Below are 16,837 nucleotides of genomic sequence, written 5' to 3'. Positions count from 1 at the left end.
CTCCCCGCCCCCCCCCCCCCCGGGGCCCCCCCCGGCGGCGGCGGACCCGGCCCGCTGCGGCGGCCCCCCCCGCCCTCTCGGGGGCGGCGCCCCCCCGGCCGGGCGCATGCGCCCTGCCGGTCAGCTCGACTGCGCGAACCCCTCCAGCAGTCCGCGCGGGTCGAAGGTCACCCGGATCCGGGCGATCTTCCCGTCCGCCACGTGCATCCAGTTCGCCGTCGGCGCGGGCGGCGCGATCGCGGTGCACAGGTCGAACCAGGTGATCACCTCGTCGCCCTCCGCGACCCGCACCTTCACGTCGATCTTCTCCAGCACCCGCCCGAGGCCCTTCAGTCCGGCCAGGGCCTCCTCCGTCCCCCGGGCCGTTCCCAGCGCCCCGACGAAGTCGACGTCCTCGGCCAGCAGCCCGCGCATCGTCTCGAAGTCGCCCGCCTCCCAGGCGGAGAAGTAGGTCTCGGCAAGCTCTCGTGCGCTCTTCGTCGTCGTCATGCCTCCATCCTGCCCAGACCCCCGCCATCCGTCCAACAGATGGATTCGATCCCAGCTATCATTGACACGTATGGAGATGCATCAGCTGCGCTACTTCGCCGCCGTCGTGGACGAGGGCACCTTCACCGGCGCCGCCCAGCGCCTGCACGTCAGCCAGTCCGGCATCAGCACCCAGGTGGCAAAACTGGAACACGAGCTGGGCCAACGGCTCTTCGACCGCACCAGCCGTCACGTGCGCCTCACCCCGGCCGGCGAGGCCGTCCTCCCCCTCGCGAAGAGCGCACTCGCCACGCTCGACGCCATCCGGCACACCGCCGCCGAGTTCGCCGACGCCGTCCGCGGCCGCGTCCGGATCGGCATGATCATGGGCTGCTCGATCCCGCCCTTCCTGGACACCCTCGCCGACCTCGGCCGCACTCACCCCGGCATCGAACTCAGCCTGCACGAGGGCGACTCCGAGGACCTGCAGACCCAGGTCCTCTCCGGTTCCCTCGACCTGGCCCTGATCGGATACGCGGGCCAGGCCGCCGCCGGCCTGGAGGCGAGCGTCGTCATCGACGAGCCGATCACCGCCGTCGTCCCGGCCGGGCACCTGCTCGACCGGCCGGAGCTGCCCCTCACCGCCCTCCGCGGCGAGAAGATCCTCTGCCTGCCCCGGGGCACCGGCATCCGCGCCGCCTACGAGGACTCCTGCCGCCGGCTCGGCCTCGAACCGCACGTGCACCTGGACGCCAGCTCCCCCGCCGCGCTGCTCCGCCTCGCCGGGCGCGGCGCGGGCGTCGCCGTCCTCAGCGCCTCCTCCGCCCAGGGCGCCGGCCTGCGGGCCGTCCCGCTCACCGACGCCGCCACACACGCCCGGCTCGGCCTCGTCACCCGCCCCGACGAGCACTCCCCGGCCGTACGCCTCCTGCGCGCCCGTCTCCTGACCGCGCTGCGATCGGCTCCGCAGGGCTGATCCCGGAGCCGTGGGCGGGCGTCGCGAGCACCAGCTCCGAGTCCGCGTGGAGCGTGATGCGCACCGGTGTGAAGGCGGTGGCGTCCACCGGCGACTCCCCGTTGCCGGGACTGCGGGCGTAGCGCGGATGGGCGCCTCCGCTGATCTGCCAGCGGATGCGGTGGCCGACCTCGAACCTGTGGGCGGTCGAGCTCATCTCCACGGTGACCTGCGACGGCTCCTGCCCGTCCGTCCGCAACCGGCCCAGCCCGTCACAGATGTTGACGGAGCGGCCCCGTGCGTCCACGTCGCACAGGCGGGTGAAGACGTCGGTGTGACCGGTGTCCGTGGAGATGCTGAGCCGTGCCGAGACCGGCCCGAGGACGTCCACGGGCTCGGTCAGCGGGGGGCCCGTGAACGTCAGTACGTCGTCCCGGGCCTCCAGGGTGCGGTTGTCGCGAGGGCCGGCGGTCCGGGAGAGCAGCGGGCCGCCGAGGGACGGGGTGGGGTCGCTCGGGTCGTAGCGGAACGATGTCACCGGTGCGCAGTCCGTGGGGGCCTGCCGGGTGAGATCTCCCTTGGCGGTGGGGAACCACGGGCTGACGGCCCCGGTCGGCGGCCATGCGTCCATGTCCCGCCAGGCGTCCTCGCCGCCCACGTGCACGCGCACCTTCGTGGGACGCAGGCCGGAGGGGTCGGCGTACAGGTGGGCGCGCAGCCAGGCGAGGCTCTCGGCGAACACCTCGGGCCATCCCTGTTGCAGGGCGGAGGTGTGGGTCCAGGGGCCGACGAGCAGGGAGGTCTCGCATCCGGCCCGGCGCAGCCGGTCGTACTGCTCGAAGCTCTGGTCGGCCAGCGCGTCGTGCCATCCGGTGATCACGCTCGTCGGCACGCCGTGCCGCTCCGCCACCTCCCCCTGGGACGCGCCGCGCCAGTACGCGTCCTCGGCGTCCGGGTGCGTCATCACGTCGTCCAGCCAGGGCACTTCGCCCCCGAGGGCCGAGGCGTGCGCCCCGCGCAGCGGCTGCGCGGTGGTGACTTCGCGCAGGCGTCGTTGCAGGCGCAGGGTCGCCTTCACGAACGGTGCCATGCCCTGGTGCTGGTAGGTCATGCCCGCGCCGACGGCGAGGGCGGTCTCCAGGTTGAGCGCACCGTGCGCGTGGAACAGGGCGTGGGGATCGTGCAGGCCCACCTGCACCACCATCGCCTTCAGCTCCGGCGGCGGGTCCGCGGCGAGGGCCCACTGGACGTAGCCCAGGTAGCTGGGACCGACGGTCCCCAGCGTGCCGTTGAACCAGGGCTGCTCGCGGAGCCAGGACACCGTGGCCCGGCCGTCGGCGGCCTCGTTGCGCCACAGGTCGAACGTGCCTCCCGAACCGCCGGTCCCGCGGCAGCTCTGCACGATCACGTGGAAGCCCTGTTCGGCGAAGAGCAGCCCGTACATGGGGGACCACGGCAGGCCCCTGCCGTACGGCGAGCGCACCAGGAGGGTGGGGAAGTCGCCCTCGGCGCGCGGGAAGTAGTGGTCCGTGATCAGCGGGCTGCCGTCGTCGGCCGGCACCACCAGTCCCGGCTCCCACCCGACGTCGTGCAGCTTGGCCGGGAGACGGCGCCACATCGCCCTCATCGTCCGCGAGGAAAGGGGCGGCTTCCCGGAAGGCGCTGTCCAGGTCGGACTCAGCACAGAACCCTGCGTGCGTGACGTCATCGTTCCCCTCCTTGATTCTCGTACTGTGTACGAGAATAGAATAATCGACCGAGGCCCACAAGGGCTGTCGATCAAGGAAGGAGCGTGGAGCATGCCGCGTGACGGAGGGCCCGGCGCCCCGGGCGTCGACCCCCAACAGCTCTGGCTGGGCTCTGGCCGGCCGCGCAGGGGCCGCAAGCCCACCTACAGCCGGGAGGCGATCACCGAGGCGGCCGTCGCCCTGGCGGACGCCGAGGGGATCGAAGCGGTCACGATGCGGAAGGTCGCCGAGCGGGCCGGAGCCGGCGTCATGTCGCTCTACAGCTACGCCCCCGACAAGGAGACGCTGCTGCACCTGATGGTCGACCACGTCAGCGGCGAACTGCCGACCACGGGCGCGCTCACCGGCGACTGGCGCGCCGACCTGAAGGCCATCGCCCACCTCCAGCGCACCCACATGCTGCGGCACCGCTGGCTGCCCGCCGCGCTGTCCACCCGGCGCGTCCCCGGGCCCAACACCCTGGCCTTCCTGGAGCATGCGCTCGCCGCCCTGCGGCCCGCCGGGCTGGACGGGACGGCGAAGATGGAGATCTTCGCCCAGCTCACGGCGTTCGTGGCCGGGCACGTCGGCCATGAGATCGCGCAGGCCGAAGCCTCGCAGTCCCCCGACCGGGCCGCGGCCGAAGCCCGCTACCTCGTCGCCGTCGCCACGGACGGCCACCACCCCGAACTCGCCGAGGCCATTTCGGCCCCGGGGCGTCCCGTCACCCCCGAGGCCACCTTCACCCGGTTCCTCAACCGCCTGATCGACGGACTCGACACCGAATGAACCCCTGCACAGAGGCAAAGCCGAGCGGATCGCGGCGTTCACCTCGGTTCGGAGGTCCTGCGGCCGCCTCCCCGCTGCCCCGGGTCAGGGGCGGCGGAACCAGCGGCGGCGAGGGGCGGCCGGCGGGCCGAACGGCGGGAGGGCCTTGAAACCCTCCTCCAGCACCACCGTCGCCGCGATCCGCCCCAATGCCCCGCGGACGAGCGTCAGCGGGTGGTCGGGGAACTCCGTGTCCCACTCCTCGAAGTCGGCGACGTGGTACGGCAGTCCGCCCTGGACGTCCGGCCCGTACGGGTGCGGCCGGAAGTAGTTCTCGTGGCCCACACGCGCGCCGATGAGAGCCTCGCGCATCCCGGTCGTGCCGCGCTCGCCGGCCTGCACCTTGATCACGGTGCTGCAGCCCGCCCGCGGCACGGTCCAGGAGGCGAGGAAGACCAGCCCGTGTTGGGTGTTCGGCCGCCGGACCTTGACCAGTTGACGGACGGCCGGGACGGAGTCCACCTCGCCCGGCACCGCCTCGATCAGACCCCCGCCCGCCCGGGCGACGGACCGGGCGAGGCCGTGCCGCAGCCGGTCGGTCTCGTGCAGCGGCGCCGGCAGGTCCGGGACCAGGGGGAAGAAGTGGACCGACAGGACGAGGCCCTGCTCGTCGGTCCAGACCCCCTGCTCGCGCTCGGTGAAGCCGGTGAGGTCCATGTCAGTGATCGGAGTCGATGTCAGCGCCATGGCGACCATCATGCTGATCACCGCCCGGGCCGGTTCACCCGGGTCCCGGTCCCGGCAAGCCCTCGCCGCCGGCGCCCCCGCAAGGCGACAGAGCAGACGGCGGGGACCGCCCGCACCCGTGCCGGGCAGGCCGGGCCCGCTCGTACCGTCGTCCCGCGGCCGGTCGTGCAGCTGCCGTCCATCCGATCCGAAACCGGCCCGGACGGGTTGCGAAGAGCCTCCCGACCTGCAAAAGAGGCCGGTGGCACCGCCCCTCCCCGGGCCATGGGTTCGGCAGGGCGGGAAGGTCATGCCGACTCCTGGGGCCGGGCGGCTTCGAGCAACCGGTGGGCCCATGCGCGTAGTTCGGTGTCCGGGTGGCCGTCGCCGGAATGCGGTGCGTCGCCGAGCAGGCGGCGCGGGGAGAAGGCCAAGGTGTGCAGGGTGGGGTGGAGCTCCTGCGGGGCCCGGCCGACCGCGGCGAGCGCCCGGACGGCGCGCAGGCCCACGGGTGTGGGGCCGGCCAGTTCGGCGAGGACGGGGACACTGCGGTCCGCGGAGCCGGTGATCCGGTACAGGGCTTCGGCCGCCGCCAGCCGGGTCCACGCGTCCCCGGCCTCCAGGTGCCGCTCGACGAGCGGCAGCAGGGGAGCGGCCGCGTCACCCATGGGCTCCAGGGAGCCCAGGTACCAGGAGGTCCGGCCCCGACCGGTGAGCAGGTCCTCGAAGGTGCGCAGAGCGGGCCCGGGGTCCCCGGTCAGCCGGCAGTGGGCCGCGGCCGCGGCGCCGCGCAGCGCGGGGTCGCGGGAGCCGGTGGCTTCGTGCAGCAGGTCGGTGACCTCCCGCGTCGCCACGCCGTCCGCACCCAGCCGGCGGGCGGCGACGATGGCCGCGCGGCGGGTGCGCAGGCAGTCGACCAGCTCCGGCCGGGCCTGGTGGGCGGCGGCGCCGAACTCCGCGAGGGCGCCGACCAGGGCGATGGCCTCGTTGCCGGTGGCGCCGGCCGCCAGCAGGCGACGGATCTCGGGCACGAGCCGGTCGTCGGCCTCGGGGAAGGCCCGCGCCGCCGCCGCGAGCAACCGCCCCGCAATGCCGACGCCGACGCCGGGGCCGGCGTCGGGTCCGGTGCCGGATCCGGTGGCGGTGGCGGTGCGGCGCAGTACGAGTTCCAGTGCGCGGGGGTCGCGGGAGCGCACCAGCGCCAGGAGGGCGGGCGCGGCGCTCTCGCCGTCGGTGTCCGCGTACCGGAAGAGGGTGTCGCGGAGTCCGGCGTCCGGCTCGGGGAACAGGTCGATCCAGTGGCCGATGGTGCGCAGCCGGGCGTTGAGTTCGACGGCGGTCCGCTGGTGGGGCAGGGCCGCCGCCATGAGGGCCACGACCGCGGGTTCCCGGTCCCGCCAGGTCTCCGCGACTTCCTCGGCCAGCCAGGATCCCCGTGCGCCGAGGTCGCCGGCCGCGATCCAGCGGGCGGCCACGGCGAGCGCGGCATCGGGGTCCTCGGTGAGCAGGTTCCGCAGGTGATCGTCCGGGCTGGTGGTGTCCGTGCCCGGCCAGGGGAACGCGTCGTCCCCCGGGTCGGGTTCGGCGCCGTCCTCGGCGATCGTGTCCACCAGGTCGGCCGGGTAGGGCGGCCCGGACCGGGCGAGGCCGAGGGCGGCGGCCGCCAGCCTGACCTCGGGCAGCGGGCCGGCGAGTGCCGCCGCCCGCTCCCGCCCGTACCGGGACAGGGCGACCAGCGCGTCCGCCCGTACCGCCGGGACGGGATCAGCGGCGTACACCTCCTCCACCCGCGCCACGGCAGTGGCCCGCTGCTGCGCCGTCAGCAGCCCGGCGGGGGCCGCGACCACCCGCAGCGCCGCCCGCCGTACGGCCCGGTCGGGATCCCCGAGGCAGGGCAGCAGTTCGGGGAGCACCCGGCACAGCTCGGCGCAGATCGCGGCGGTCGGGGTGTCCGCCCAGTGGGGCAGACCGACGTCCGCCGGGTCGTGGCCGGCGAGCACGGCGAGCAGCATCAGGACCTCGTCGCGCTTGGCCGGTGCGTGCAGCGCCGCGTGGGCGAGGAAGGGCACGGCGGGCGCCGATGCGGCGTAGACCGTGCCCTGGTGGTGGATGGTGCCGTACAGCTCGTAGAGGGCCTCGCCGGCCGTCTCCTCGTCGTCCTCGTACAGCCCCGCGATCAGATGGGGTACGTCCTCGGCGGGGCCGTACGCGTGGGTCAGGGTGTGCCACTGGACGCTGTCCAGCTCGGCCGGCGCTCGCACGGGTCGTTCTCCTCCGTTGATCGGACGGGCCGACCGTACCGGCCGCCACCGACAGGGCCCGCGGCGGCCCGGTCGGGCCCGGTCCGGAGGACCTGCGCTAGCGGTACTCCACCGTGAGGGCCGGGCGGGGTGAGGTGGCCAGGAAGACGTACGCGGCCGACGGCTGCGGGGAGGCGAAGCGGAGGCGGAGCTGGGTGGTGCCGGTGCGGTCGAGGGCGGCGAGGGCGGCGGGGGACAGGTCCGTGGACGTCCGGCTGCCGGAGGAGAAGGCGGGCAGCTCGGCGGCGGCGGGGACGGACGCGGCGGCGGACCAGTCGGCCGCCTCGGTGGTGCAGGAGGCGCCGAAGCAGCCCGTACGGACGTCGAGCAGGAGCCGGTTGCCGGCCGGGGCGGCCCACGGGTCGCCGGAGCCGCCGGCGCGGGCGACCGTCAGGTACGCGCGGACCACCTCCTTCCCGGCGGGGATGCGGGAGGTGTCGAAGGAGAGCAGGGTGCGGTTGTCCTTGCCGTCGCCGCCGCGGCCGAGGGCCAGGCCGGAGACGGTCTCCAGGGTGCCGACCGCCGCACCGGAGCCGTCGGGGGCGGCCTTCACGTAGCCGTCCTGGGCGTCGACGGAGGGGAGGGCGAGGGTGGTCGCCGGGGACGGCGGCTCCGTACCGTCGCCGTCACCGTCACCGCCACTCCCGCCGCCGAGGGCGCGGACCATGTTCATGATGGCCTCGATCTGCCGGCCGTCGTGCCGGGCGTACGCGGAGTCGCCGAGGTAACCCCACCAGTTCCAGCACCCGTTGGGGTTGTCGAGGGTGGTGGTCGGCGCGGCCTGCGGGTAGAGGACGAGGAGGTGGTTGGTGTCCGCGTACTCGTCGAGGTGGGCGGTGTCCATGAACCTCGTTCCGAACCCCTGGTACGAGTACCCCTGCTTGCAGCCGTGCAGGGCGACGAGCAGGCGGCAGGGGGTGCTGGTGTCGGCGCAGGCGGCGGGCTCGTAGAGGAAGCCGCTGTCGTCCATGGAGACGGCGGCCGCGGAGCCGCCGGGGACGTGGCGGTTCTGGTCGAAGCGCACGAGCCTGCCGGTGGGCGCCGGGGCCGGGTCGTGCACGGACCCGGTGAGGTGGCCCAGCAGGTCGCGCTCGGCGTCGATGCCGCAGGCGTTGACGTACGGGCTCCGGGTGACGCTGCACGGGTTGGGTCCGAGGGGGCTGATCCACGCGTGTCCGGCGCCGGTGGTGTCGTCGTAGCGCACGCGCGCGCCGAAGCGGGCGTAGTACGAGGCCAGGGCGTCGGCCACGGGCCGCTCGACGGTCGAATCCCCCGACCCGCTGAAGAGGTAGACGGGGTCACCTGCGAGGTTGGCGACGGGGTCGACCAGCCCTTGGGCGGACCACTCGCGGGTGGTGCGTTCGAGGGCGTCGAGCCGGAGGTCCTCGTACGTCTTCATGCACGCGTACTGGGCCCGGTACAGGTCGCCCTGCGCGCAGCCGTACGGTCCGGCCGCGAACACGGCGGATCCGGCGAACGCGGAGGAGTACGCCACGTGCAGCTGCGTCGCCATGTAGCCGCCGGAGGAGACCCCGGCGGTGTAGGCGGCACTGATGGAGTGCGGTTTCAGTTCGCCGGGGACGGGCGCCGGCGCCGCGGCGCGGGCCGCGGTGGCGGCCGGGACCTGGGTCGCCGCGGCGAGCAGCAGCATCACGACCGTCCGGCGCAACCACCGGAAGCGGGGATTGTGCTTCAAGGAGGCCTCCTCGGTGGGGTGGGGATGTCCCGGGAGGCTAGGACCGCGCCCGCCCACCCGCCATGTGCGGCGCGGCCACAACGGGGCGGGCCGGTATGGGTGTTCGCAGGCGTACGGTGAAGGCCGCCCGGGCGCTGCGGTTCCCCGCGCCCCGGCGCGGCAGGCCGCGGCCGGGGAAAATCCGCAGCCCGGCACCGGTGCGGCACTGGTCCGGTACCGGCCCGGCACCGGTCCGCAACGGGCAGCCGCCCGCCGCCGGCGGAGGGCGTCGACGCGCGGGCGGTCGGGCGCTCGCGGGTTCGCACGCGTCGAGGCGGTCGCGCTGCGGCGGTGCGTACGGGACCGGAACCGCAACGGGCCCGGCACGGACGGCCGGCCGGGGGAGAGCCGCTCTGCCGTGGACCTACCCGCCGCGGGTGGCGAGGTACACGTACGCGGCGAACACGCCCGCGATGCACAGGACGACCGCCCAGGAGGCGGCGCCCGTGTGACGCCCGGTCCGGCGGGCGTCACGCCGGCCGCGCATGCGGCGGCGGCCGGCCCCGTCGGGGTGCCCGCCGCGCGGCCGGGGGACGGTCGGGACCGCGGTCTCGGCCAGGAGGCGGCGGCACAGGGCGGCGAGGCCGGGCGTACCGGCGGCCGGGTCCGCCACGGCCTCGCAGCGGGCCGGCGCCGTGGTGCCGCCGGGCAGGATACGGCCGGCCCGGACCAGCAGTTCGCCGTTGACGCCCGTCGGGGCCAGGCTGATCCACCGCTCGACGTGGTCCCCCCGGATCACCACCCCGCCCGACCTCTCCCGGTACACGGTGTGCTCCCGCCACAACAGGACGGCCAGTTCCGCCGCGGTATCCCTCAGCCCTGCGCTCATGTCTCCCCACCCCTGGAACTGCACGGACAAACGGACGGCACTGTAACGCCGGGCACCGACAGTCCCCGCCGCGGGCCAGCGGTCCGGGCAAGGCGTGCGAGGCGCGTCAGCTGCGCTTCTCCGAGGCGGTGCGGAACTGCAGGGCGATGCCGGCGGCCTCGGAGAGACTCTTCTCGTCCGCCAGAACCACCTCGCCGAACGTGCCGGAGTCGGTCCACGCGCACACGACCGGGCGTCCGGCGGACGGCAGGAAGCCACAGCTCAACCGGCCGCCCCAGGGGCCCGCTTCGAAGTCGGTGACCTCGGTCGCCCGTGCTCCGGCGAAGAAATTGCGCAACTCCTGCGTCATGGTGTCCGAGCGCTTCTCCGCGGCCAGCCGCGCGTCCCACTCGACGGCGTTGAGCTGAAGCACTGCGCCCACCGGCCCCGCACCGGGACCGTCGTAGAACCAGCGCTTGCCCGAGGCCGGTTTCCCGGAGGTGAGCCGGTCGTATTCGGCGGCCTCCGTCCCGGTGAGCAGCCGGTACGCGCCGACCTGCGCGGCGGGGTCGATGACCCGCTCGGGTGCCGGGGACTGCGCCGCATCGGCGGGAGCCTGGGCTTGGGCTGCGGGTTCCCGGACGACGGGGGCCGCTTCGGCGGCGGGCGGCTCTCCGCCGGGGAGGGTGAACGCCCGCAGCAGCCCCAGTGCGGCAACCGCCAGCAGCACGCCGCGGACGATGTTGCCGCGGCGCACGGTTACCGCACCGGCCCGCTCGGCGTCAGCAGCACTGGTCGCAACGGGACCACGACGCCAGGTCCGGGTGGCGAACCAGATGGCGGCCAGGGCGATCGCGGTGACGAGGAGCGCCCCCAGCCACTGCCCATCGGCGTAGCTCTGTGAGTTGGTGTCGACGGACAGCATGATCATGTCAGAACTCTAGACGGACTCGCATGTGCGTTCGCATCCGGGAGTGGTCAGTCAGTCGGTCCGTCACGACCCCGCATTCCCAGCGGCCGAGGAGCGAGCCCAGCGCCCTTTAGCCGCCCCTTCGCCCGCCCGCCCGCTCGCCGCCCGCTCGCCCAAGGGGAGACCTCCGACGGATCCTCCTCACCCCCGACCGCATCAGCCCCAGGGCGTAGACCTGTGGGCCGATGCTGCACGGGAGGCGCACGTGACAGCGTTCCCCTGTGCCCACGGACCGCCGTCGCGGCACGATTGACGATCCGTCACCAGGGGAGGGCCCATGACGCCTGTGACCACCACGCCGTTCATCAACCAGACGGGCCGGACGGGCCGGACGGGCCAGGCGGGCCAGACCGGCCGGACGGGCCGGAACGACCTGACCGGCATGACGCGCCGCGGCATGCTGGGGGCCGCGCTGGCCGCCGGGGCCGCCGTACCGCTCACCGCCGCAGCCGGCCCCGCGTGGGCCGGTCCCGCCGCCCGGGCCGCGACCGCAGCCGCGACCGCGGACGCGGCCACCCCCGACGCCCCCGCCGCGCCACGGCTCGTGCTGCCCGCGCCGACCGGGCCGCACCCGGTGGGCACGGTCCCGCTGCACCTCGTCGACCGGTCACGTCCGGACGAGATCGCGGGCCCCGGGCACTTCCGCGAGCTGATGGCCACCGTCTGGTACCCGGCCCGCGACGTCCAGCGGTACCCGGTGGCGCCCTGGATGCCGGCCGGCGCATTCCAGGCGTTCCTCGCCGACGTCGGCTTCAGCGATCTGGCCTCCCTGGGGCCGCTCACCGCCGGCCACGTGGGCGCTCCGGTGCTGCGCACGGGCCGACGGCTGCCCGTCGTCGTGTTCTCCCACGGCGCGCACAGCCACCAGGGCGACCACACCGTCATGGTCCAGGAGCTCGCCAGCCACGGATACGCCGTCGTGACGGTGGCCCACCAGTACGACACGTACACGGAGTTCCCCGACGGCCGGATCGCCGTCCCGCTCCGCGACCGGCCGGCGCCGACGCTCCCCGGGGACTTCGCCGCCGACCTGCGCTTCGGCCTCGACTGCGTCGAGCAGCTCGCCGCCGGGTGCAATCCCGACGTCGACCGCAAGGAGCTGCCGGCCGGGCTGCTCGGCTCCCTCGACCCGCGGCGCATGGGCGCGTTCGGCTGGTCCAAGGGCGGGACGGCCACCGCCTGCGCCGCGCTCGCGGACGAGCGCATCCGGGCCGGGCTCAGCGTCGACGGCCCGATGCAGATGAACCCGCCGCTGGCCGGCGACCTGCACCGGCCGTTCATGATGATGTCCGCCGCGTTCACCCGGGCCACGGACCCCGCGGCCGCCGCGTTCTGGTCACTGCTGCGCGGCCGGCGGCTGAACATCCAGGCCCAGGGCGCCGTCCACATCTCGTACGGCGACAACGAGGCGCTGTTCCCGCAGGTGGCGAAGGCGTACGGATGGAGCGCGCAGCAACTCCAGGACGTGATCGGCACCCTCGACCCCGATCAGGCGGTGAGGATCCAGCAGGCGTACCCGCTCGCGTTCTTCGACGAACACCTGCGCCACCAACCGGACCACCTGCTCGACGGACAGTCCCCGGCCTTCCCGGCAGTGACGTTCCTCCCCTGACCGTGCGGGCCCGCGGCGCCACCTGGCCGTGGCCGTACGGGAGCGGCCCCGGCCCGCCCGCGGAAGTACACCACCCGGGGTTCGGCTCTCACCCCGTCGAAAGCCGGACTTCCGACAGGTAGCAGCTCGGGGACCGGGCGGGCGCCAGCTTCACGCCGGCCGGCGGGCCCGGCTCCAGAGCGGCCAGCACCTCGGCGGCCGGATACCCGAACAGGTCGACGCCATGGAGAGCCACCGGTACGGCGGACGGCCCGGACGGCCCGGACTCACACCGGGACAGGAGCACGGCCGCGAGACCACGGACGTCGCGCTCGCTCCGGCCGAAGCGGTCCGTGCAGTCCCCGTAGGCGAGCAGTTCCAGACCCTCGTAGCGGGCTGCGAACGCCCAGCCGGCTTGGCAGACCCAGGTCTCGCGCACATCCGCCAGTGTCGCGACGGCCCACTGGGACTCCCGCTCGGACATGCCGAAGCGCAGCGCGCCGGCACGGCGCGGCAGGCAGAGGCCCGTCCCGGGCAGCACCTCGAACACCCCTCGATGATGGCCGGATGCGTCCGCCGGATCAACGCCTCGCGAGATCGGCAACCGTAGTCGTCGTGCTGCCCGTTCGCCCCGGCTGGCAGGATTGACGACATGTCGATCGATCCGTTGCTCGTCAGGGCCCGCGGGCTCTGGGAGGACCTGGCCCGCGTACCGGTGTCGTTCGCACCGCCGGGCGGCGCGAACGTGGTGGTCTCCCCGGAATCCGGGCTGTGCCCCGCCGGCTGGGCGGGAGTGGTGGTCCTGGGCGGATCGGCGATCGTGACCGCACCGAGTGAGGGCGCCGCCGGCATCGTTCGTGACGCACTGGGGAAACTGCAGGTGCAGGCCGTCACGGACGGAGCCTGGGACGGCACGCTGATCCAAGAGGCCCTTCCGGTCTCGCGGATGCTCGGACCGGCGACGCTCGCCTACGCATCCCCGGCGGGTTTCCGGCCGGTGGGATCTGACGCGCCCGCGGTGGAGCGCCTGCCGGCCGCCCATCCGGATCTACGGAGCCTGGATCAGGCGGCCGGCCAGGAGGATGCCGGTGAGGCGGCCCTGGACGAGATCACGTCGCCCGCCTTCGTCGTCCGCGCGCAGGGCCGGGTGGTCTCCGCTGCCGGATACCAGACCTGGCCGCGGGGAACGGCCCACATCAGCGTCCTGACGGCGCCGGAAGCCCGAGGGCGAGGACTGGCACGGGTCACGGCCTCGGCGGCGGTCTCCCACGCACTCGCCGTCGGGCTGCTGCCGCAGTGGCGTGCACGCCCTGCCGCTTCCCGGCGCGTTGCCGCCGCGTTGGGCTTCCGGGAACTGGGATTCCAACTCAGCATCGAGATCGAGATCGCTGAGACGGGCGCCGGGCCGCTGGACGAGACGAGGCATCTCCTGCGGTAGCCGGAGGCCGCGGCGAGGCGGAGCCGCCTCAGCCGCGATCCACGAGCCAGGGGTACGGGGCGATCCAGAGCGCGTCGTACTTGATGAGGACTGCCCGGAGCTCGCGGGCGCTGCGAGGTGTCATGGCCAGAAGCACCCGGTCGAGGAGCGCACGGCCTTCCAGGGGGTTGCCGCAGCAGTACCAGTGCACGTTGCCCCACTCGCATTCGTCCCACAGTCGGCGCCTGGGGCCGCGCACGTACTGCTTCCACCGGTCCAGGGCCAGGACGACGTCTCCCGGTTGGAGGTGGTTCCGGGTGCGTTCGAGGCGGGTGATCTCCGCCACCGCCCGCCCGGAGAGACCGTCGATGCCCGGTCTCGCGCCGTATGTCCGGTGCTGCTGCGGGAACGCAGCCCGGAGGTGTCCCGGCCGGTTACGCGGCATGGACCTTTCTGATCGTCGTCATGCGGAACATGCTGCCATGCGGTGCAGGACGAGGACCGGAATTTCACCCGCGGACGGAAGCCGGGCGGGGCGGTGGCTACGGCGAGCCGTTCGTCAGCAGCAGGTAGAAGATCGGACCGCAGTGGAAGAGCGTGGCGGTATCGCTCACCCAGCCGTCGAAGTACACGGGACGGAGGGGCTGCTTGTCCGTGTGGTACTCCGACGAGCGCAGGAAATCGGGCTCCACGGAGGCGAACTGCCACCCCTGCCCGGCACCCCGACCGCCGCTCCCCGCCGGGCCCAGCACCTCGCGAAGGAAGTCTCCGACGATCCCGACGGCCTCGTCCGCAGGCAGATGATGCCTGTACGGGGACGGCGCCTCGGTCAGCATCCAGTGCAGCCGGTCGATGAACTCTTCCTCACGGAGGGAAGCGACTCCTGCTCGGCATCCCTCGCGCAACAGTCCGACCGGGGCGCCTTCCCCTGCCGGGTTCCCGCTCCCCTCCGGATCGTCGAGGAAATCACTCAGGTTGTACCACTCGCGCTGACGGTCGGCCTCGCGCATCATCCGCTCGAACAGGTCGCTCCGCAGGTATGCGTCCAGCAGCCCCTGCCGGTTGTCGACGGTCAGCGACTGGCCGGCATCGGCCTTCAACAGCAAGGTGTTGCTGTTCATCACCACGTCGACAGCCGACAGAAACCGGTCGATCGCGTCCTGGCCCACCTCCGCCAACAGCGACTGCACAATCCCCCCATCCCACAGGCCACCGGCTCCACCAGAGGCATGTCGCGTGTGGTCATCGTGGCGCATGCCCCGAACATTGCGGACTCAATATCCGCACCCCGGGCCCGACCGCGATCCGCAGACGAAGGCCAGCCCTCCGTGAAACTCCGGGTCATCCACCGTCGGCGACGGCACCACCGCCAGCGCTCCGGAACCAGTTCCCGGAACCAGTTCCCGGGCCCGAAGCCCCGGGCCCGAAGCCCCGGGCCCGAAGCCCCGGGCCCGAAGCCGCGCGGACCGTATCGCCCGGGTGCCCCGTGGCTGCCCCAACGGCGTTGTCAGTGGGGCCTCGTAGCGTCGGTGTCATGACGCGAACCGCACACACCTTCGCCTACGCGGCCTCCTCCGCGCTGACCGGAGACGGTACGAACCGGCTCCTCGGCCTGGAGACCGCCGGCGGCCTGACGCCCGCCGGGGCCGAGGCCCACCCCCGGTTCTTCGCCGGTTTCCTGAGCGAGCCCCAGGCCGCCGCGCGAGCGCTGCTGGCCGTCGCCGACGTGGCCGGGGCCCGCTACTTCCGGCGGACCGAGCGGGCCTCGCTCGACCCCGTCGTCACGGCCAACGGCGACCGGCTGCGGTTCGAGTCCTTCTCCGGATGCTGCGGGGTCTACGCCCGCCTCGACGTCCTGCCCGAAGCCCTCCTCGACGCCGACACCGGCCACGGCACCACCAACGTCGACGTCAACAACCCGCTGCGCGAGGCCCTGTCCCGGCTCGCCGGCGACGAGCCGCTGCACCTGCGGGTCGGCCCCGACGAGCTCGCGGTCACCACCCTCGACGGCCCGGTCGTCGAGAAGAAGGTGCCGCTGCCCGACCGCTGGCTGCGCGGCTTCGCCGAGTCCCAGGCCATCACCGCCGGGTTCGACCTGCGCGCCGAGCTGACCGCCGCCGAGGCGGTGCGCTACCTGCGGGCGCTGCCGCGCAGCGCCTCCGGCGGCGGGGCGGCGGGCGGGCCGCTGTGGGTGGTGCCCGCGGGCCGGACCCTGCGCCCCTCCACGCGCCCCGAGCCCGGAGCGGTCTGCCTGCCCGGCCCGGAGCGCCTCGCCGCCCTCCAGCGCGTGCTGCGACAGGCCACCGGCCTGCGCGTGTACGGGCCCGCGGGCGACGGCGCCGCGCCCACCGCCTCCGCCTGGGAGGTCCTGCTGCCCGGCATGCGGCTCACGCTCACCCTCTCCCCGGAGGCCGACCGCGGGTTCTCCGGCGAGGGCAGCGTGCTGGAGGCCCTCGCCACCGACACGGCGGCCGAGGACGCCGAGCTGGTCTCCGTCCTGCTCGCCTGGGAACCCCGTATCGACCCGGCCGACCTCGCCGACCAGTCCGGCCTCCCGGTGGAGCGGGTCCGGGCCGCCCTCACCCGCCTCGGCACGGCCGGCCGGGTCGGGTACGACCTCGCCGAAGCCGCGTACTTCCACCGCGAACTCCCGTACGACGCCCGGCGCGCCGAGCGCCACAACCCGCGGCTGGCCGCCGCCCGCGCCCTCCTGGAGCGGGGCGCCGTCGCCCTCGACGGCGCCGGCACGGCCGTGGTGGCCTCCGGCGAACGGCGCTACCGGGTGCGGGAATCCGGTGGCGCCCTCAGCTGCACCTGCCAGTGGTGGGCCGACTACCGGGGCCGCCGCGGCCCCTGCAAGCACGCCCTCGCCACGCGCATGGCCCTGCGCACCGCGACGACGACCACCTCCTCGGCCCGCACCACCGCGGCCCCCGCCACCCCTCCCGGAGACGCACGATGACCACGCCGTCCGATACCGCGTCCGACCCCGCTCCCGCCACCGCGCCCGACCCCGCTCCCGCCACCACGCCCGAGCCCACGCCCGCCACGCTCGACGTCCTCGCCGCCGTCCGGGCCGGCCGCACCCGTACGCTGCCCGCCCTGCTCGAGCCCCTGGACCGCGCCCGGCGCCGGGAACTGCTGGCCGCGCTGAAGGAGCTGCGCGGTGAACTGCGGGCCGACGGCTGGGCCCGCTGGGAGGAACGGGACCGCATCACCCCGGCCCTGCTGGTCGCCGGCGCCGCCTGCCAGAGCGGTGCGGCCGCCCCCGCCCGCCCGTTCCGCCGCCCGGTCAATCGCCCCCGGCCCCCCCCGCCCCCCCACCACGACCTCGAGCGGCTGGGCCACCGGGACCCCAAGAGGGGCGGCCTC

The 16,837-nt window shown here is 74.4% G+C and carries 15 protein-coding genes and 1 pseudogene; 6 read left to right on the top strand and 10 right to left on the bottom strand.

The features are described 5' to 3' along the window. Window positions 1-120: 120 nt before the first annotated feature. Complete coding sequence (locus tag ACFXA3_RS04445) at window positions 121-489, bottom strand: nuclear transport factor 2 family protein (protein ID WP_385181789.1); 369 nt, start codon at window positions 487-489, stop codon at window positions 121-123. Window positions 490-559: 70 nt separating this feature from the next. Here ACFXA3_RS04445 and ACFXA3_RS04440 point away from each other — a divergent pair, with 70 nt between their 5' ends. After that, window positions 560-1,444 carry a LysR family transcriptional regulator gene (locus tag ACFXA3_RS04440; protein ID WP_385181787.1) on the top strand — a complete coding sequence of 295 codons (885 nt, stop codon included), beginning with the start codon at window positions 560-562 and terminating at the stop codon, window positions 1,442-1,444. Here the strand turns inward: ACFXA3_RS04440 and ACFXA3_RS04435 are convergent. Beyond that, a complete protein-coding gene (locus ACFXA3_RS04435) occupies window positions 1,359-3,050 on the bottom strand; it encodes a CocE/NonD family hydrolase (protein ID WP_385181784.1) in 1,692 nt (563 codons plus the stop codon). The two genes, ACFXA3_RS04440 and ACFXA3_RS04435, sit on opposite strands and share 86 nt — an antisense overlap. A 172-nt stretch (window positions 3,051-3,222) precedes the next feature. Between ACFXA3_RS04435 and ACFXA3_RS04430 the strand changes: the two genes are divergently transcribed. Continuing rightward, on the top strand, window positions 3,223-3,939 hold the full coding sequence (locus tag ACFXA3_RS04430) for a TetR/AcrR family transcriptional regulator (protein WP_385181781.1): 717 nt from the start codon (window positions 3,223-3,225) through the stop codon (window positions 3,937-3,939). Between the two features lie 84 nt (window positions 3,940-4,023). Here the strand turns inward: ACFXA3_RS04430 and ACFXA3_RS04425 are convergent, their stop codons facing one another. From ACFXA3_RS04425 to ACFXA3_RS04405, 5 genes are all read right to left on the bottom strand, one after another. Next, window positions 4,024-4,665 (bottom strand): hypothetical protein, encoded by a 642-nt coding sequence (locus tag ACFXA3_RS04425; protein ID WP_385181778.1) that lies wholly within the window; start codon window positions 4,663-4,665, stop codon window positions 4,024-4,026. A 287-nt stretch (window positions 4,666-4,952) separates the two neighbouring features. Beyond that, window positions 4,953-6,905: a hypothetical protein gene (locus tag ACFXA3_RS04420; RefSeq protein WP_385181775.1), complete on the bottom strand. Its 1,953-nt coding sequence runs from the start codon at window positions 6,903-6,905 to the stop codon at window positions 4,953-4,955. Between the two features lie 97 nt (window positions 6,906-7,002). Continuing rightward, window positions 7,003-8,640, bottom strand: coding sequence for a poly(3-hydroxybutyrate) depolymerase (locus ACFXA3_RS04415; RefSeq protein WP_385181772.1), 1,638 nt, complete (start codon window positions 8,638-8,640; stop codon window positions 7,003-7,005). Window positions 8,641-9,043: 403 nt separating this feature from the next. After that, window positions 9,044-9,508, bottom strand: a complete 465-nt coding sequence (locus tag ACFXA3_RS04410) for a hypothetical protein (protein WP_385181769.1) — start codon at window positions 9,506-9,508, stop codon at window positions 9,044-9,046. Window positions 9,509-9,614: 106 nt separating this feature from the next. Continuing rightward, complete coding sequence (locus tag ACFXA3_RS04405; protein WP_385181767.1) at window positions 9,615-10,418, bottom strand: hypothetical protein; 804 nt, start codon at window positions 10,416-10,418, stop codon at window positions 9,615-9,617. Between the two features lie 316 nt (window positions 10,419-10,734). Here ACFXA3_RS04405 and ACFXA3_RS04400 point away from each other — a divergent pair, with 316 nt between their 5' ends. Further along, entirely contained in the window at window positions 10,735-12,069 is a 1,335-nt protein-coding gene (locus ACFXA3_RS04400; RefSeq protein ID WP_385181764.1) for an alpha/beta hydrolase family protein, read from the top strand. A gap of 88 nt (window positions 12,070-12,157) precedes the next feature. Here the strand turns inward: ACFXA3_RS04400 and ACFXA3_RS04395 are convergent, their stop codons facing one another. Continuing rightward, a complete protein-coding gene (locus tag ACFXA3_RS04395; RefSeq protein WP_385181761.1) occupies window positions 12,158-12,598 on the bottom strand; it encodes a hypothetical protein in 441 nt (146 codons plus the stop codon). Window positions 12,599-12,700: 102 nt separating this feature from the next. On the opposite strand from ACFXA3_RS04395, the gene ACFXA3_RS04390 reads away from it, so the two are divergent. After that, window positions 12,701-13,486, top strand: coding sequence for a GNAT family N-acetyltransferase (locus ACFXA3_RS04390; protein ID WP_385181758.1), 786 nt, complete (start codon window positions 12,701-12,703; stop codon window positions 13,484-13,486). A gap of 28 nt (window positions 13,487-13,514) precedes the next feature. Here the strand turns inward: ACFXA3_RS04390 and ACFXA3_RS04385 are convergent, their stop codons facing one another. Continuing rightward, window positions 13,515-13,910, bottom strand: coding sequence for a hypothetical protein (locus tag ACFXA3_RS04385; protein WP_385181755.1), 396 nt, complete (start codon window positions 13,908-13,910; stop codon window positions 13,515-13,517). A gap of 97 nt (window positions 13,911-14,007) precedes the next feature. Continuing rightward, entirely contained in the window at window positions 14,008-14,721 is a 714-nt protein-coding gene (locus ACFXA3_RS04380) for a hypothetical protein (protein WP_385181752.1), read from the bottom strand. Window positions 14,722-14,999: 278 nt separating this feature from the next. Between ACFXA3_RS04380 and ACFXA3_RS04375 the strand changes: the two genes are divergently transcribed. Next, the gene (locus ACFXA3_RS04375; protein ID WP_385181749.1) at window positions 15,000-16,427 is read left to right on the top strand and encodes an SWIM zinc finger family protein; all 1,428 of its coding nucleotides are present in this window, start codon (window positions 15,000-15,002) and stop codon (window positions 16,425-16,427) included. Next, a pseudogene (locus tag ACFXA3_RS04370) lies at window positions 16,424-16,837 on the top strand (hypothetical protein); the annotation flags it as partial. The gene ACFXA3_RS04375 and the pseudogene ACFXA3_RS04370, both read left to right, overlap by 4 nt.

The sequence above is a fragment of the Streptomyces sp. NPDC059456 genome (assembly GCF_042750055.1).
In the GTDB taxonomy this organism is placed as follows: domain Bacteria; phylum Actinomycetota; class Actinomycetes; order Streptomycetales; family Streptomycetaceae; genus Streptomyces.
Note: the sequence above shows the minus strand (reverse complement) of the source record. Positions and strands in the feature narration are given on the sequence as shown.

What these genes read in the sequence shown, in the direction of transcription:
- ACFXA3_RS04445 (WP_385181789.1), bottom strand. Translation starts at nt 489, where the DNA reads ATGACGACGACGAAGAGCGCACGAGAGCTTGCCGAGACCTACTTCTCC.
- ACFXA3_RS04440 (WP_385181787.1), top strand. Translation starts at nt 560, where the DNA reads ATGGAGATGCATCAGCTGCGCTACTTCGCCGCCGTCGTGGACGAGGGC.
- ACFXA3_RS04435 (WP_385181784.1), bottom strand. Translation starts at nt 3,050, where the DNA reads ATGAGGGCGATGTGGCGCCGTCTCCCGGCCAAGCTGCACGACGTCGGG.
- ACFXA3_RS04430 (WP_385181781.1), top strand. Translation starts at nt 3,223, where the DNA reads ATGCCGCGTGACGGAGGGCCCGGCGCCCCGGGCGTCGACCCCCAACAG.
- ACFXA3_RS04425 (WP_385181778.1), bottom strand. Translation starts at nt 4,665, where the DNA reads ATGGCGCTGACATCGACTCCGATCACTGACATGGACCTCACCGGCTTC.
- ACFXA3_RS04410 (WP_385181769.1), bottom strand. Translation starts at nt 9,508, where the DNA reads ATGAGCGCAGGGCTGAGGGATACCGCGGCGGAACTGGCCGTCCTGTTG.
- ACFXA3_RS04405 (WP_385181767.1), bottom strand. Translation starts at nt 10,418, where the DNA reads ATGATCATGCTGTCCGTCGACACCAACTCACAGAGCTACGCCGATGGG.
- ACFXA3_RS04400 (WP_385181764.1), top strand. Translation starts at nt 10,735, where the DNA reads ATGACGCCTGTGACCACCACGCCGTTCATCAACCAGACGGGCCGGACG.
- ACFXA3_RS04390 (WP_385181758.1), top strand. Translation starts at nt 12,701, where the DNA reads ATGTCGATCGATCCGTTGCTCGTCAGGGCCCGCGGGCTCTGGGAGGAC.
- ACFXA3_RS04385 (WP_385181755.1), bottom strand. Translation starts at nt 13,910, where the DNA reads ATGCCGCGTAACCGGCCGGGACACCTCCGGGCTGCGTTCCCGCAGCAG.
- ACFXA3_RS04380 (WP_385181752.1), bottom strand. Translation starts at nt 14,721, where the DNA reads ATGCGCCACGATGACCACACGCGACATGCCTCTGGTGGAGCCGGTGGC.
- ACFXA3_RS04375 (WP_385181749.1), top strand. Translation starts at nt 15,000, where the DNA reads ATGACGCGAACCGCACACACCTTCGCCTACGCGGCCTCCTCCGCGCTG.